The 14,822-nt window shown below is 72.2% G+C and carries 12 protein-coding genes; 1 reads left to right on the top strand and 11 read right to left on the bottom strand.

The genetic code is table 11. The annotated features are described in order from the left end of the window. Nucleotides 1-4: 4 nt before the first annotated feature. From ACZ3IJ_RS29525 to ACZ3IJ_RS29485, 9 genes are all read right to left on the bottom strand, one after another. Nucleotides 5-2,320, bottom strand: a complete 2,316-nt coding sequence (locus ACZ3IJ_RS29525) for a xanthine dehydrogenase family protein molybdopterin-binding subunit (protein ID WP_467473035.1) — start codon at nt 2,318-2,320, stop codon at nt 5-7. After that, complete coding sequence (locus tag ACZ3IJ_RS29520; RefSeq protein ID WP_467473033.1) at nt 2,317-3,702, bottom strand: (2Fe-2S)-binding protein; 1,386 nt, start codon at nt 3,700-3,702, stop codon at nt 2,317-2,319. The genes ACZ3IJ_RS29525 and ACZ3IJ_RS29520 overlap by 4 nt, the downstream gene beginning before the upstream one ends. Then, complete coding sequence (locus ACZ3IJ_RS29515; RefSeq protein ID WP_467473032.1) at nt 3,699-4,574, bottom strand: FAD binding domain-containing protein; 876 nt, start codon at nt 4,572-4,574, stop codon at nt 3,699-3,701. Before ACZ3IJ_RS29515 ends, ACZ3IJ_RS29520 begins: the two co-directional genes overlap by 4 nt. A gap of 225 nt (nt 4,575-4,799) precedes the next feature. Next, complete coding sequence (locus ACZ3IJ_RS29510; RefSeq protein WP_467473030.1) at nt 4,800-6,464, bottom strand: beta-N-acetylhexosaminidase; 1,665 nt, start codon at nt 6,462-6,464, stop codon at nt 4,800-4,802. 40 nt (nt 6,465-6,504) lie between these two features. Next, a complete protein-coding gene (locus ACZ3IJ_RS29505; protein WP_467473027.1) occupies nt 6,505-7,344 on the bottom strand; it encodes a carbohydrate ABC transporter permease in 840 nt (279 codons plus the stop codon). Continuing rightward, nucleotides 7,341-8,291 carry a carbohydrate ABC transporter permease gene (locus tag ACZ3IJ_RS29500; protein WP_467473026.1) on the bottom strand — a complete coding sequence of 317 codons (951 nt, stop codon included), beginning with the start codon at nt 8,289-8,291 and terminating at the stop codon, nt 7,341-7,343. The genes ACZ3IJ_RS29505 and ACZ3IJ_RS29500 overlap by 4 nt, the downstream gene beginning before the upstream one ends. Before the next feature lie 5 nt (nt 8,292-8,296). After that, entirely contained in the window at nt 8,297-9,601 is a 1,305-nt protein-coding gene (locus ACZ3IJ_RS29495) for an extracellular solute-binding protein (protein ID WP_467473024.1), read from the bottom strand. Nucleotides 9,602-9,826: 225 nt separating this feature from the next. Further along, the gene (locus tag ACZ3IJ_RS29490; RefSeq protein WP_260229605.1) at nt 9,827-10,117 is read right to left on the bottom strand and encodes a DUF3039 domain-containing protein; all 291 of its coding nucleotides are present in this window, start codon (nt 10,115-10,117) and stop codon (nt 9,827-9,829) included. Between the two features lie 30 nt (nt 10,118-10,147). Next, nucleotides 10,148-10,708 (bottom strand): YqgE/AlgH family protein, encoded by a 561-nt coding sequence (locus ACZ3IJ_RS29485; RefSeq protein WP_352187418.1) that lies wholly within the window; start codon nt 10,706-10,708, stop codon nt 10,148-10,150. Nucleotides 10,709-10,972: 264 nt separating this feature from the next. On the opposite strand from ACZ3IJ_RS29485, the gene murA reads away from it, so the two are divergent. Continuing rightward, nucleotides 10,973-12,313 carry a UDP-N-acetylglucosamine 1-carboxyvinyltransferase gene (gene murA / locus ACZ3IJ_RS29480; RefSeq protein ID WP_352187417.1) on the top strand — a complete coding sequence of 447 codons (1,341 nt, stop codon included), beginning with the start codon at nt 10,973-10,975 and terminating at the stop codon, nt 12,311-12,313. Nucleotides 12,314-12,570: 257 nt separating this feature from the next. On the opposite strand, the gene ACZ3IJ_RS29475 is transcribed toward murA, so the two are convergent. After that, nucleotides 12,571-12,852 carry an HU family DNA-binding protein gene (locus ACZ3IJ_RS29475; protein ID WP_017237029.1) on the bottom strand — a complete coding sequence of 94 codons (282 nt, stop codon included), beginning with the start codon at nt 12,850-12,852 and terminating at the stop codon, nt 12,571-12,573. A gap of 379 nt (nt 12,853-13,231) precedes the next feature. Then, nucleotides 13,232-14,668 (bottom strand): NAD-dependent malic enzyme, encoded by a 1,437-nt coding sequence (locus ACZ3IJ_RS29470; RefSeq protein ID WP_467473021.1) that lies wholly within the window; start codon nt 14,666-14,668, stop codon nt 13,232-13,234. Nucleotides 14,669-14,822 lie beyond the last annotated feature (154 nt).

Here is a 14,822-nt window from a genome sequence, read left to right as displayed (position 1 = left end):
TGGCCTACGCCGTCACCGCTCCCACCGCCGCCTGCGGGCGGATCGGGAGGCGGTTGACCGGGCGGCCCGTCGCCGCGCGGACCGCCGAGGCGACCGCCGCCGGGGAGGTGACGACCGGGACCGCGCTCGCCGCCTTCGCCCCGAAGGGGGCCACCACGTCGCGCTCCTCGACGAGCTTCACGATGCGGATGTCAGGGGCGTCCAGGGCCGTCGGGAGCGCGTAGCCCGTCAGATCCGGGTGCCGCAGCAGGCCGCGGGCCGTGCGGAGGTTCTCCGTGAGGGCCGCGCCGACGCCCTGGGTGACACCGGCCTCGATCCGGGTGGCCAGCTGCGCCGGGTTGAGGACGCGGCCGACGTCCTGGGCGACGGCCATCTCCACCACGCGGACAGCGCCCAGCTCGATGTCGACGTCCACCACCGCGCGGATCGCGCAGAAGGCGAGGCCCACGAAGGCGTCGCCCTGGCCCGACTCGTCCAGGGGCTCGGTCGGGTGCGGCCGGCACTGGGCGGTCGCCCAGAGCTCCTTGCCGTCCATCGCCTCCGTGACCGTGGTCGACAGGACGCCGTCGTACGACGTGATCTTGCCGTCGGTGATCTGGAGCAGCTCCGTGGACATGCCGAACTTGTGCGCCAGGGGCTGCAGCAGCTGCGTACGGACCATCTTCGCCGCGCGCTCCACCGCCCCGCCCGACACCCACGTGTGACGGCCGTGCGTCGCCGGACCGGCCGGCGGCTGGTCGGTGTCGACCGAGGCGACGTGGACCTCCTCCAGGCCCAGCGTCTCCTGGACGATCTGGCGGGCCAGCGTCGAGAAGCCCGAACCCGTGTCCACGGCGGCGCAGATGACCGTGGCCACGCCGTCCTGGACCTTCACCGTCGCCGTCGAGACCTCGTCGGCGCCCTCCGCGCCGAGCATGTGGACCATGCCGAGCGCGTAGCCGACGCCCCGGCGCACCGCGCCCGGTTCGCCCGCGCCCTCCGGTCCGCCCGGCAGCAGCCAGTCCTCCTCCGGGGTGTCCATCGGGAGGGAGGGGAGGGGGAAGTCCCTCACAGCAGCGAGGAGTTCCGCCACCGGCGCCGGGCACGTCACCGTCTGGCCCGTCGGGAGGATGTCCCCGGTGGCCAGGACGTTGCGCAGCCGTACGTCGACCGGGTCCACGCCCAGCTTCGCCGCCAGCTTGTCCATCTGCGCCTCGTACGCCGCGCAGACCTGCATCGCGCCCTCGCCCCGCACATGGCCGGACGGCGGGTTGTTCGTACGGACCGCCCAGCCCTCGATGAAGGCGTGCGGGACGACGTACGGACCACAGGCGAAGGAGACGGCGGCGGCGAGGGACTCCGAGGACGCGTCCGCGTAGGCACCGGCGTCCAGCAGGATCTGCGCCTCCACCTTCACCAGCCGGCCCTCCGCGTCCGCGTGGTGGCGGTAGCGCAGCAGCGTCGGGTGACGGTGGGCGTGGCCGAGGAAGGACTCCTCGCGCGTGGCGGTCAGCTTGACCGGGCAGCCGGTGCGGAGCGCGAGCAGGCCCAGCGGGATCTGGAAGCCCGGGTCGTCACGGTCGCCCGTCGCCCCGGGCACGCCCGTCACGACGACCTTGACCTGGTCCGGCGTGAGGCCGAAGCAGGCAGCCGCCAGGTCGCGGTCGGTGTGCGGGTCGGTGGACGCGGTGTAGATCTCGACCCCGCCGTCGGGGCGCGGGACGGCGAGTCCGGCCTCCGCTCCGATGGGGGCCGGGTCCTGGCGTCCGATCCGGTACAGGCCCTCGACCACGACCTCGCCCGTCGCCTCGGCGTCGCCGAACCGCAGCGGGATGTGGCGGATCAGGTTCCCGTCCGGGTGCAGCGCCTCCGCGGCGAAGGCCTTCTCCGGGTCCGTGACCGGCTCCAGGACCTCGTACTCGACGGCGATCGCCGCCGCCGCGAGCCTGGCGGTGTCCGGGTGGTCCGCAGCCACGGCGGCGATCGCCTCGCCGTGGTGGCGGACGAGCTCCGCCGCGAAGACCGGGCGGTCGGCCACGGTCCGGCCGTACGTCGCGGCCCCGGGCAGGTCGGCGTGGGTCACCACGGCTCGCACGCCGGGCATGTCGGCCGCCGCCGCCGTGTCGATCGACACGATCCGGGCGTGGGGGTGCGGCGAGCGCAGGATCGCCGCCCACAGCAGGCCTTCGGCCCACAGGTCGGAGGCGTACGGGAAGGTGCCCTCGGTCTTGGCCCGGGAGTCGGCCGACGCGAGGGAGGTTCCCAGGCCGTGCGCCACGGGCTCCTGCTCGACGTCGAGCGCCGCCGCGGGAGTGGTGGCGGTGGTCGCGTCGCCGGTCACGCCGTGCCTCCGTCGTGCGGGTGGGGAATCTGGTGCGGGATGCGGGCTTCGTCGGCCGACGCGGCCGCCTGCGCGTCGCGCTCGGCGACGACCTCCCGGACGGCGTCGAGCACGCCCCGGTAGCCCGAGCAGCGGCAGAGGTTGCCGCAGAGCGCCTGGCGGGTCTCCAGCTCGGTCGGAGCGTGGTTCCCCTCCAGCAGGTCGTGGACGGTCATGGCCATGCCCGGTACGCAGAAGCCGCACTGGACGGCCCCGCAGCGGGCGAGGGCGCGCTGGACGTCGGACGGTTCACCGTCGGTCGCCAGGCCTTCGACCGTACGCACCTCACTGCCGGCGGCCGTCGCGGCGGGCACCAGGCAGGAGGCGACGAGCCGGCCGTCGACCTGCACGTTGCACGCGCCGCACTCGCCCTGCGAGCAGCCGTCCTTGGCACCGGCCAGGCCGAGCCGCTCGCGCAGGACGTAGAGCAGCGACTCGCCGATCCAGGACTCCGTCACGGGGCGGTCGGCGCCGTTCACCCGCAGGACGTACGAGATGTGCGGGTGCTCGTCGCTGTCCGCGCTGGTGCCGGTCGAGACGGCAGGGACCTCGGCGACGTCGGAGACGTCGGAGACGTAAGGGACATCGGGGGCCTGAGGCGCCTCGTGGGTCTCCGGAGCCGCGTAGGTCTCCAGCGCCTCGTGCGTCTCCAGAGCCTCGGGGGCTGCGGGGGCGTCCACGGCCTCAGCGGCCTCGGCGGTCTCAGGGGCCTCCAGGCCGTCCGTGAACGCCTCCGGCTCGCCGTCCGCGGCCGGAGCCGCTCCGTCCGTCTCCGTCGGCTCCGCGGCAGGTTCCTGGACCGCCCACGGCGCCGGCGCGCCGCCCGGCAGGGTCGCCGGGGCGCTGCTCGCGTACTGCGCCAGCATCGACGTCGTGTACTCGCCGGATTCGTCCGAGGTGTCCGAACCGTCCGTCACCACCGGGATCTTCCACTGCCCGGTCGGCGCGGGGTCGGGCGTCTCCCCCGCGTCGAAGCGCCACTGGCCGGTCGCGTGCGGATCGGGTTCCGCACTCTCCGCGAAGTTCCACTGCCCCGTCGCGTGCGGGTCCGGGTCCCCGGGGTACTCCGGCCCGTCCGGAGCCGTCGTCTCCCCGGCCGTCGGGACCTGTACCACCCACTGGCCCGTCGCCGCCGGATCCGTCCCCGCCGCCGGGGTGAGCGGAGTCAGCGGCATGATCATCGGCGGTACGTAGCCGTGCCCCGGCGCCTCCAGCGGGACGCCGTCGAGCATGAACTCGGGGGGCAGCTGCACGAACGCCGTGGCGTCGCCGTCGTACCCCTCGCTCTGCGGGATCGGCTCCCAGCCGCCCCCGCCCGCGTTTCCGTTCGGTTCGTCGCTCACGACAGCGCCCTCCCCAGTGCCCGTCGAGCCAGCGCGGCGACCGTGCGCCGCAGGTGCAGTACGGCCGGTGGCAGCTGCTCGTCGCCCGGCGGGTCCGGGATGCACGCGGCCGCCACGTACTCGCCGAACGCCGTCAGCGCCTCCGGCGCGAGCCCCCGGTCGTTGTCCCAGTCGACCAGCGAGGCGATCCAGTGCTCCGCCTCCAGCGGCCGCAGCGGCATCGGCGCGATCGCGCCGACCGCGCAGCGCACCCCGCGCCGCGCCGGGTCGAGGACGACCGCGACGGAGGCGGTGGCGCGCGCCGGGCCGGTGCGGCCGGTCGCCTTGAGGAAGACCTGCGGGGCGTGCAGGAGGGGTACGCGGACGAACGCGACCAGCTCGCCGGGGGCCAGCAGGTCGCGGCCCGCCAGCAGATGGGAGACGGGGATCTCACGCGTGCCGAGCGGGCCCATCACGACGAGGTCGGCCTCCAGGGCCGCCAGGACGGGCAGGGAGTCGCCCGTGGGGGCCGCGGTGACCACGTTGCCGCCGAGGGTGCCGGCGTTGCGGATCTGGGGCGGCCCGGCGGCGCGCGCGGCGGCGGCGAGGGCGGGGATGAGGGCCGCGAAGTCGGGGCGGCCCATCCGGGCGTGGGTCAGACCGGCGCCGAGGAGCGCGTGGCCGTCCTGGTACTGCCAGCCGCGGATCTCGTTGATCCGGCCGAGGCCGACCAGGCCGGCGGGCCTGAGCTGCCCCTTGTTGACGGCGGCCATCAGGTCCGTGCCGCCCGCGACCGGTACGGCGGCGGGCATGGCGGCGAGTGCCGCCACGGCCTCGTCGAGCGAGGCGGGCAGCGTCACGGACTGCGCCGTCTGTGGTGCGTGCGTGGTCAACCCGCTGCCCCTTCCCGGTGTCCCCGGCGGTCCCCGACTCGTCCCCGGCTGTCACGCCTGTGTGGCCGTACCGTACGTGCTCACAGCCCGGACGTGGCAACTCTGGCACATCTTCCGAGCCGTCCGACGCGAGGGTCCGCGAAGGACGGTTCCGTCCGGGAAGCCGTACCGGCGACGGTAACTTCCGTTTTGCCGCTCTTGGGTGACGTGGGGACGCGACCTGCCTCACACGTTCGGGGGCGCTCCCTCCAGGGGCCGCCCGAGCACCCCGGGGCGCTGCTGCCAGGGGTGCGGCCCGGTGGACGGCCGGTAGCCGACGCCGAGGGCGTCCAGGCGCCGGTAGTGGGCGGTCATCCGGTCCTCGAAGCCGGCGAAGTCCCGCTCCCGCGGTGCGGGCAGCGCGGACCAGGCGACCTCGGCGAAGGCGACGAGGCGCGGGAAGACCTGGTAGTCGACGCGGGAGCGGTTCTCCATGACCTCGGTCCAGACGTTGGCCTGGGCGCCCAGGACGTGGGCGGCGGCCTCGGGGCTCAGGCCGGGCGGCAGCGGGTCGAAGCGGTAGACGTCCTCCAGGGTCCGTACGTACCCGATGGGCACCGGCTCGTCCTCGCCGGGTGCCTGACGGTGGTCCAGGTACACCTGCTGCTCGGGGCACATCACGACGTCGTGCCCGGCCTCGGCGGCGGTGACCCCTCCCCCGTACCCCCGCCACGACGACACGGCCGCCCCCTGCGCGAGGCCCCCCTCCAGGATCTCGTCCCAGCCGATCAGCCGGCGGCCCCGGTCGGCGAGCCAGCGGTCGAAGTGGCGGACGAACCAGGACTGCAGCTCGTCCTCGTCGGCCAGCCCCAGCTCCTTGATGCGGGCCTGGGCCGTCGGGGACGCCTTCCACTGGTCCTTCGGGCACTCGTCGCCGCCGATGTGCACGAAGGTCGACGGGAACAGCTCCAGGACCTCCTCGAAGACGCCCTCGTAGAAGCGGAGGGTCGCCTCGGTGGGCGCGAGGACGTTCGGGTTGACGCCCCAGGTGTCCCAGACGGTGAGCGCCGCCGTGTCGACGACGTCGGTGTTGCCGAGTTCCGGGTAGGCGGCGACGGCGGCCTGCGAGTGGCCCGGGACGTCGATCTCCGGGACCACGGTGATGTGCCGCTCGGCGGCGTACGCGACGATCTCGCGGATGTCGTCCTGGGTGTAGAACCCGCCGTGCGGCGTCTCGTTCCACAGCGGCGAGGCCCGGTGCCCCCACTTCGTACGGGCACGCCAGGCGCCGACCTCGGTGAGCCGCGGGTGGCGCCTGACCTCCAGGCGCCAGCCCTGGTCGTCGGTCAGGTGGAGGTGGAGGACGTTGAGCTTGTGCGCGGCCATCAGGTCCAGTTGGCGCAGGACGTCGTCCTTGGGCATGAAGTGCCGGGCGACGTCGAGCATGAGCCCGCGCCACCCGAAGCGCGGGGCGTCCTCGACGCTGAGACGGGGAAGGTCCCAGCCGCGGGCGGCCGGGCCGACGGGCGCCTTCCGGTACGCGTCGGGCCCGAGGAGCTGACGGAGCGTCTGGAGGCCCCAGAACACCCCGGCCGCGCCGCCCCCCTCCAGGAGGACGGCGGCGCCTCGGTTGCGGGAGCCGTCGGTCGAGAGCCGGTAGCCCTCCGGGCCGTACTCCTTCTCGACCTCGGCGCTGACGCGCAGCCGGATCGCCCGCGGGCCGCCGCCCGGCGCGAAGGGCAGCCCGGTGGCCGCGCCGAGGGCCTGGCGCAGCCAGCGCGCCGCGCCCTCGGTGCCGGGCCCGGCGTCCAGGGTGGTGTCCTCGTCCAGCGTGACGTGGCCGGCGCCCGGCGCGCGGACGTCGAGCGCGCGCGGCGCGGGGATCAGCGGCTCGTGACGGTCGCCATGCATGGCATCGGCCTTTCGGAAAGGGTGACGGAGGTCAGGGAGATCAGTCCTTCACCGCCCCGCCGAGTCCCGAGACCAGGCGGCGCTGCACGAGGACGAAGAAGACGAGCACCGGAACCGTCATCACGGTCGACCCCGCCATGATGCCGCCCCAGTCGTTCTCGTCCGGCTTGAAGAAGACCAGCAGCGCCATCGGGAGGGTCGACTGCGAGGTGTCGCTGATGAGGAACGACTTCGCGAACAGGAAGTCGTTCCAGGTCGAGATGAACGAGAACACGCTCGTCGCCACGAGCCCCGGGAAGACCAGCGGGAAGAGGATCTGCCACAGGAACCGCGTGCGGCTCGCGCCGTCGAGCGCCGCCTGCTCCTCCAGCGCCTCGGGCACCGCCTTCACGAAGCCGCGCAGCATCCAGATCGCGAACGGGAGCGAGAAGGCGATGTGCGGCAGGACCAGCGAGCCCAGCGTGTTGAGCTGGCCGAGGTCCCGCATCAGGAAGAAGAGCGGGATCGTCAGCGCCTCGATCGGCACCATCTGCGCCACCAGGAACATGACCAGCAGCGTCGTCCGGAAACGGAAGCGGAAGCGGGTCACCGCCGTCGCCGCCAGGAACGCGATCAGCGCGGAGGCGACGACGACCGTGCAGGCGACGATCAGCGAGTTGAGGAAGTACCGGCCGAACTCCTGCTGCTCGAATACGCGCCGGAAGGAGTCGAGGGACGGGGACAGGGTCCACGGCCGCGGGTGCGCCGACTGGACCTCGCCGGCCGGCTTGAAGGCCGAGAGGACCATCCAGTACACGGGGAAGGCGACCACGGCCGCGACGAGGAGGGCGGCGGCCTCGGCCGCGAGCCGGCCGGGACGGCGGATGCGTATGGAGGTCACAGTTCCTCTCCCTGACGGCGGAGCAGACGGAGGTGGACGAGCGTCACCGCCAGCAGGATCAGCAGCATGACGACGCCGATCGCCGAACCCAGGCTGTACTGGGAGGAGGCGAAGGCCTTCTGGTACGCGTACACGTTGAGGACGAGGTTCTGACCGGCGATCCCGCCGCCGGCCGTCATCACGTAGATCTGGGTGAAGAGCTTGAAGTCCCAGATGATCGACTGGATCGTGACGACGACCAGGATCGGCCGGAGCATCGGCGCCATGACCGAGCGCCAGATCCGCCACTGCGAGGCGCCGTCGAGCGCCGCGGCCTCCAGGACCTCCGACGGGATGGCCTTGACTCCCGCGTAGACGGTGACCATCACGAACGGGAACGAGCACCAGACGACCTCGAAGAGGACCAGGGCGAAGGCGCTGTAGCGGCCGTACGTCCATGAGAAGTCGCCGAGCCCGAGCAGCCGGTTGACCGGGCCGTGGTCGGGGTCGAAGAGGAAGACCCAGACCGTGGAGCCGGTGACCGCCGGGGTGGCCCAGGCGGCGAGCGCGGCGAGCATGAGCGCGAGCCGGGGCACGGCCCGTACGCGGGTCAGGAGCACCGCGAGCGCGCAGCCCACGGCGAGCGTGGCGACGACGCAGGCGGCGGCGAACAGGACCGTGGCGAGGAGGACCTGCCAGAACTGCGGGTCGGAGAAGAGCGCGGTGTAGTTGCCGAAGCCCTGGAAGGAGGTGGGCTCGCCGCCGCTGACCTGCGCCTGGGTGTACTCCAGGAAGGAGATGAGCCCGAGCTGGTAGATCGGGTAGACGAGGAGCCCGCCGAGGACGACGAGGGCGGGGAGCAGATAGAGCCAGGGCGTCCAGCCGGACCGGCCGCGGGGGCGGCGGGACGCGCGCGGGGCGTGCGGCGTCTCCACCGCCCCGGCCTTCGTGGTGGCGGTCAGGGTCATGCCGGTCAGCCCGCGGCCGCGAACGCCGCGTCCATCTTGGTCGCCGCGGCCTCCGAGGCCGCCTTCACGTCCTTACGGCCGCTGACGATCTCCTGGAACATCGTCGGCAGCACCTGCGAGGCGTCGATCTGTCCCCAGCCGGGGGACGCGGGGACGAACCTGGTGCCGGCGCCGAGCGTGTCGATGAACGGCTGCGCGAAGGGCTCCTTCCGCGCCGCCTGCGTCCGCACGTCGGTGAAGGTCGGCAGGAAGCCCATGGCGTCGAAGAGCCTGCCCTGCGTCTCCTTGCCGGCGAGTGACTTCATCAGGTCGACGGCGAGGGTGCGGTGGGAACTGCTCTTCATCACACCGATGTTGTTGCCGCCCGCGAACGCCGGGGCGATCGAGCCGGGCGTCAGGCCGGGCAGCGGGACCACGGCGTACCTGCCCTTCGCCTCGCCCGCGTCGACCGCGGCGCGTACGAAGTCGCCGCCGATCACCATCGCGGCCTTGCCCGAGGCGAAGGCGGCGACGGTCGCGTTGCCGCCCATCTGGGCGCACTTGGCGGCCGGGCAGTTGTCGTCGCCGAAGAGCGAGGTGTACGAGGTGATGCCCTTGCGGGCGGCCTCGGAGTCGACGGCGGCGCGGTACGCGGCGCCGTCCTGGGTGGCGAGTTCGCCGCCGTTGGCCCAGAGGAACGGCATCGCGCCGTAGGTGTTGGCGCCGCCGACCGCCATCCCGTACAGCTCGGGCCTGGCCTTGCGGATCTTCTTCGCTGTGGAGATCAGTTCGTCCTGCGTCTTGGGCGGGGTGAGACCGAGGTCCTTGAAGACGTCGGTGCGGTAGTAGAGCGCGCGGACGCCGACGAAGAGGGGCGCGCCGTAGATCTTTCCGCCCACGGTGACGGAGGACCTGGCGGTGGGGTCGGTGTCCTCGGCCTCGGCCCAGGCGCCGAACTCGGCGCTGACGTCGGCGAGTCCGCCGTCCTTCACGTAGCCGGCGGTGTCGGTGTTGCCGTACTCGATGACGTCGGGGGCGGACTTCGGGTCGTTGAAGGCGGCCTTGACGCGCTGGGCGCGGGTCTCGACGGGGATGTACTCGACCTCGACGCGCGCCCCCGAGTGGCGCTTCTCGAACGCGGCGATCGCGGCGTCGACGACCTGCTTCTTCGGGGTGTTGTCGACCTCCTGGAAGAGCCAGACGCGCAGGGTGCCGGTCTTGTCGTCCGCCGTGGCGCCGCCGTCGGAGGTCTGCGGGGCGCAGGCGGTGGCGGTGAGGGCGGCGAGCACAAGTGCGGTGACGGGGGCGGCGATTCGGGCAGGAAGCTTCATGACGGGTCCCCTCCGATGGTGTTGCAACATACGCAACGGGCGTTTCGTGCTGCACAACACGCGAGAGGTTAGGGGTGGACCAACGCCCGGACAAGTGGTCTCAACCACTCTGTGACCGGCCGAAGCAACCCGTGCAACGCGCGACCGGAACCCCGAACGCGGACGGCCCCCGGCACACGCACCGAAGTGCGCGCGCCGGGGGCCGTCCCGACCGCCAGGACCGTCCTACTTCTTGTCCTTGCCGCCCTTGTCCTTGTCTCCGCCGCCGGAGCCCATGGACTCGTAGATCTCCTTGCACATGGGACAGACGGGGTACTTCTTGGGGTCACGCCCCGGCACCCAGACCTTCCCGCACAGTGCCACCACGGGAGTGCCGTCGAGGGCGCTCGCCATGATCTTGTCCTTCTGGACGTAATGGGCGTAGCGCTCGTGGTCACCGTCGCCGTGGGACACCTGCGGCGTCGGCTCGACGAGGGTTCCCGTACCTGCCCCGCGCTCGGGCTCGAGAGTGCTCATGAGTACCAAGGGTACTGGGGACCGGACGGGTCAGTTGAGCGACGGGTCGTCCGGGTACGTCGCCACCATCGCGAGGTCGCTCCGCTGGCGGCGGAGGACCTCGCGCCAGAGGGTCTCGGGGCGCGGGGAGGAGACGTCGCCCGGTTCGGACTCGACCACGTACCAGGCGCCGTCGCCCAGCTCCGTCTCCAGCTGGCCAGGACCCCAGCCCGCGTAGCCGGCGAAGATCCTCAGGGAGCCGAGCGCGGGTCCGAGCAGTTCGGGCGGGGTCTCCAGGTCGACCAGGCCGATCGCGCCGAAGACCCGGCGCCAGCCGAGGGGGCCCTCGTCGCCGGGGATCACCGCGAGGCCGAGCGCCGCGTCCAGGGAGACCGGACCGCCCTGGAAGACCACGTCCGGCTCGCCGGCCAGATCGGCCCAGGGAGCGAGGATGTCGCCGACCGCGACCGGGGTGGGTCGGTTGAGGACCACGCCGAGGGAGCCCTCGTCGTCGTGGTCGAGGAGGAGCACCACCGCGCGGTCGAAGTTGGGGTCGGCCAGGGCGGGGGTGGCGACGAGCAGCCGTCCTGTGAGCGAGGACACCTCGGTCATGCGACACATGATCCCGCATCTTCGCCCTGCGCGGGGGTCGACCGGCAGAGTACGGACAGACCGGCGACCCGTGCAGTTCAGAGGGGCCGCGCCGGGCGTCCGGAGCGACAAACGGACGGTGACACTCCGCAAGATCGCGTGAACGGAGGGTGTTGTGCCGAATTCATTACATCTGTGAGGGGCCCTCAGGCTTCCAAGCGGGGGGACTATGACCCTTACCCTTTTCCCTGGCCCCCTGCCCGACCTCTCCGGAACGCGAGATTCATGACCGGCACAGACGATGTACTGCTTGTCCACGGCGGAACCCCGCTGGAGGGCGAGATCCGCGTCCGCGGCGCGAAGAACCTCGTGCCCAAGGCGATGGTCGCCGCCCTGCTCGGCAGCGGGCCGAGCCGGCTGCGCAATGTGCCCGACATCCGTGACGTCCGCGTGGTCCGCGGACTCCTCCAGCTGCACGGGGTGACGGTCCGCCCCGGCGAGGAGCCGGGCGAGCTGGTCCTCGACCCGACGCACGTCGAGTCCGCCAACGTGGCTGACATCGATGCCCACGCCGGTTCGTCGCGCATCCCGATCCTCTTCTGCGGCCCGCTGCTGCACCGCCTCGGCCACGCCTTCATCCCGGGCCTCGGCGGCTGCGACATCGGCGGCCGGCCGATCGACTTCCACTTCGACGTGCTGCGTCAGTTCGGCGCCACGATCGAGAAGCGGGCCGACGGCCAGTACCTGGAGGCCCCGCAGCGGCTGCGCGGCACCAAGATCCGGCTGCCGTACCCCTCGGTCGGCTCGACCGAGCAGGTGCTGCTGACCGCCGTCCTGGCGGAGGGCGTCACCGAGCTCTCCAACGCGGCCGTGGAGCCCGAGATCGAGGACCTGATCTGCGTCCTGCAGAAGATGGGCGCGATCATCTCCATGGACACGGACCGGACGATCCGGATCACCGGTGTCGACAAGCTCGACGGCTACACGCACCGCGCGCTCCCGGACCGTCTCGAGGCCGCGTCCTGGGCGTCGGCGGCGCTGGCGACCGAGGGCAACATCTACGTCCGCGGCGCGCAGCAGCGGTCGATGATGACCTTCCTCAACACGTACCGGAAGGTGGGTGGCGCCTTCGAGATCGACGACGAGGGCATCCGCTTCTGGCACCCGGGCGGCTCGCTCAACGCGATCGCCCTGGAGACGGACGTGCACCCCGGTTTCCAGACCGACTGGCAGCAGCCGCTGGTGGTGGCGCTGACGCAGGCCGCGGGGCTCTCCATCGTCCACGAGACGGTGTACGAGTCGCGGCTCGGCTTCACCTCGGCGCTGAACCAGATGGGTGCGCACATCCAGCTGTACCGGGAGTGCCTGGGCGGCTCGGACTGCCGCTTCGGCCAGCGGAACTTCCTCCACTCGGCGGTCGTGTCGGGCCCGACGAAGCTCCAGGGCGCCGACCTGGTCATCCCGGACCTCCGGGGCGGCTTCTCGTACCTGATCGCGGCGCTGGCGGCCCAGGGCACCTCCCGGGTCCACGGCATCGACCTGATCAACCGCGGCTACGAGAACTTCATGGAGAAGCTCGTCGAGCTGGGCGCGAAGGTCGAGCTGCCGGGCAGCGCGCTCGTCTGAAGCGCGACGCGCGACGCCTGAACGGCGCGAGGCCCCCGTACCCCCGTAAGGGGTGCGGGGGCCTCGCCACAGGGGTGCGGGGGCCACGCCGCGCGCCGGCGCCCAGCGCGCGAGCTGCCGGACGGCGCCCCTGCGGCTCCGCGCCCGTGTGCGGCGCTCAGACGGGCGCACAAGAGGGCGGCCACCCCCTGAAGGGTGGCCGCCCTCTCTGTCGCCTAGAAGCCCGCCTGGGCGGCTTCGGCGGTGTGCCTGCAGGCTTACTTGCCCTTGGCGGCTTCCTTGAGCTTCGAGCCCGCGGAGACCTTCACGCTGTAGCCGGCCGGGATGTTGATCGGGTCGCCGGTCTGCGGGTTACGAGCGGTGCGAGCGGCACGGTGGGTGCGCTCGAAGGTCAGGAAGCCGGGGATGGTGACCTTCTCGTCGCCCTTGGCGACGACCTCGCCGACGGTCTCGGCGAGAGCGGCCAGCACGGCGTCGGCGTCCTTGCGGGTCACCTCGGCGCGGTCGGCCAGGGCGGCCACCAGCTCACTGCGGTTCATGTTGTTACTCCCGTGTTCTTCTTGCCTGTGAGGCGTGCCATGCGGCGGAGCCGCATGTATGGGCACAGCGAAGCCGATGCTGCCAGGGCCCTCGGACAGTCCCCGGACCCGGGTCTGGTGACAGACCCTCGCGCCCGAATAGGCATCCTGCCCCCACCAGCGGCGGGAACGCCAATCCGGCACCCTCTGGGGTCACACGAAAAGCGCCACGGGCTCTGGCGTGGTGACGTTCCGTCGACTCCGCCGAAACTCTTTGGAGCCGAGGCGCCACCCTACGGCGGATCTACGGCGCGGCGCCTTCCGACGCGCCGTTCCGACGGCGGGCCCGGGACCTTTCCAGGCCCCGTTCCGGCCCGCCGCACGTGGTGTCCGGGCTCTCTCAGAGCCCGTTCGTCCCGCTGCCGGCACCCGCGCCGGCCGCCTTGGCGGCGGTGCGGACGGCGCCCGCGACGGCGCCGGCGACCTTGTCGTTGAAGACCGACGGGATGATGTAGTTCGGGTTGAGCTCGTCCTCGGTGACGACGTCGGCGAGCGCGGAGGCGGCCGCGAGCATCATCTCCGTGTTGACGGTGCGGGACTGGGCGTCCAGCAGACCGCGGAAGACACCGGGGAAGACGAGCACGTTGTTGATCTGGTTCGGGAAGTCGGAGCGGCCCGTGGCCACAACGGCCGCCGTCTGACGGGCGATTGCCGGGTCGACCTCGGGGTCCGGGTTCGCGAGCGCGAACACGATCGCGTCGTCCGCCATGGCGGCGACGTCGTCCGCGCCGAGCACGTTCGGGGCCGACACGCCGATGAAGACGTCCGCGCCGACGACGGCCTGCTTGAGGGTGCCGGTGACGCCCTCGGGGTTGGTGTTGTCGGCGATCCAGCGCAGCGGGGTGCCGGGCGCGGCCTCGACGAGGTCCTCCCGGCCGGCGTGGACGACACCGTGGATGTCGGCGACGACGGCGTGCTTGACGCCCGCGGCGATGAGGAGCTTCAGGATGGCCGTACCGGCGGCGCCGGCGCCGGACATGACGACCCGTACGTCTCCGATGCCCTTGCCGACCACGCGCAGCGCGTTGGTCAGCGCGGCGAGCACGACGATGGCGGTGCCGTGCTGGTCGTCGTGGAAGACGGGGATGTCGAGGGCCTCGCGCAGCCGTGCCTCGATCTCGAAGCAGCGGGGGGCGGAGATGTCCTCGAGGTTGATGCCCGCGAAGCCGGGGGCGATGGCCTTGACGATCTCGACGATGGCGTCGCTGTCCTGGGTGTCCAGGCAGATCGGCCAGGCGTCGATGCCCGCGAAGCGCTTGAAGAGGGCCGCCTTGCCCTCCATGACGGGCAGGGCGGCCTTGGGGCCGATGTTGCCGAGGCCGAGGACGGCGGAGCCGTCCGTCACGACTGCGACGGAGTTGCGCTTGATGGTGAGGCGGCGGGCGTCCTCGGGGTTCTCGGCGATCGCCATGCAGACCCGGGCCACGCCCGGGGTGTAGATCATGGAGAGGTCGTCACGGTTGCGGATGGGGTGCTTGGACGCCATCTCGATCTTGCCGCCGAGGTGCATCAGGAACGTACGGTCGGAGACCTTGCCGAGGACGACGCCCTCGATGGTGCGCAGCTGCGCGACGATCTCGTCGGCGTGCGCGGTCGAGGTCGCGGCGATGGTGACGTCGATCCGGAGCTTCTCGTGGCCGGAGGCGGTCACGTCGAGGCCGGTGACGGAACCGCCGTGGGACTCCACCGCCGTGGTGAGCTGGGAGACCGCGGTTCCGCTGGCGGGAACCTCCAGCCGGACCGTCATCGAGTACGAGACGCTGGGCGCCGTTGCCATGGCCGAGTTCCTCTGCTTTCCCTGAGCTTCGTTGCTACGCCGCCCCGGCTGGTTGCCCGGCGGCGCCCTCCGATCGTCGCACCTACCAGCCGGTAGCAGGTAATGCGGTCATTTTGTTTTCGGAAAGTAGTTTCCACCATACGAGAAGCCGTGG

The sequence above is a fragment of the Streptomyces sp. NPDC013317 genome (assembly GCF_055563155.1).
Note: the sequence above shows the minus strand (reverse complement) of the source record. Positions and strands in the feature narration are given on the sequence as shown.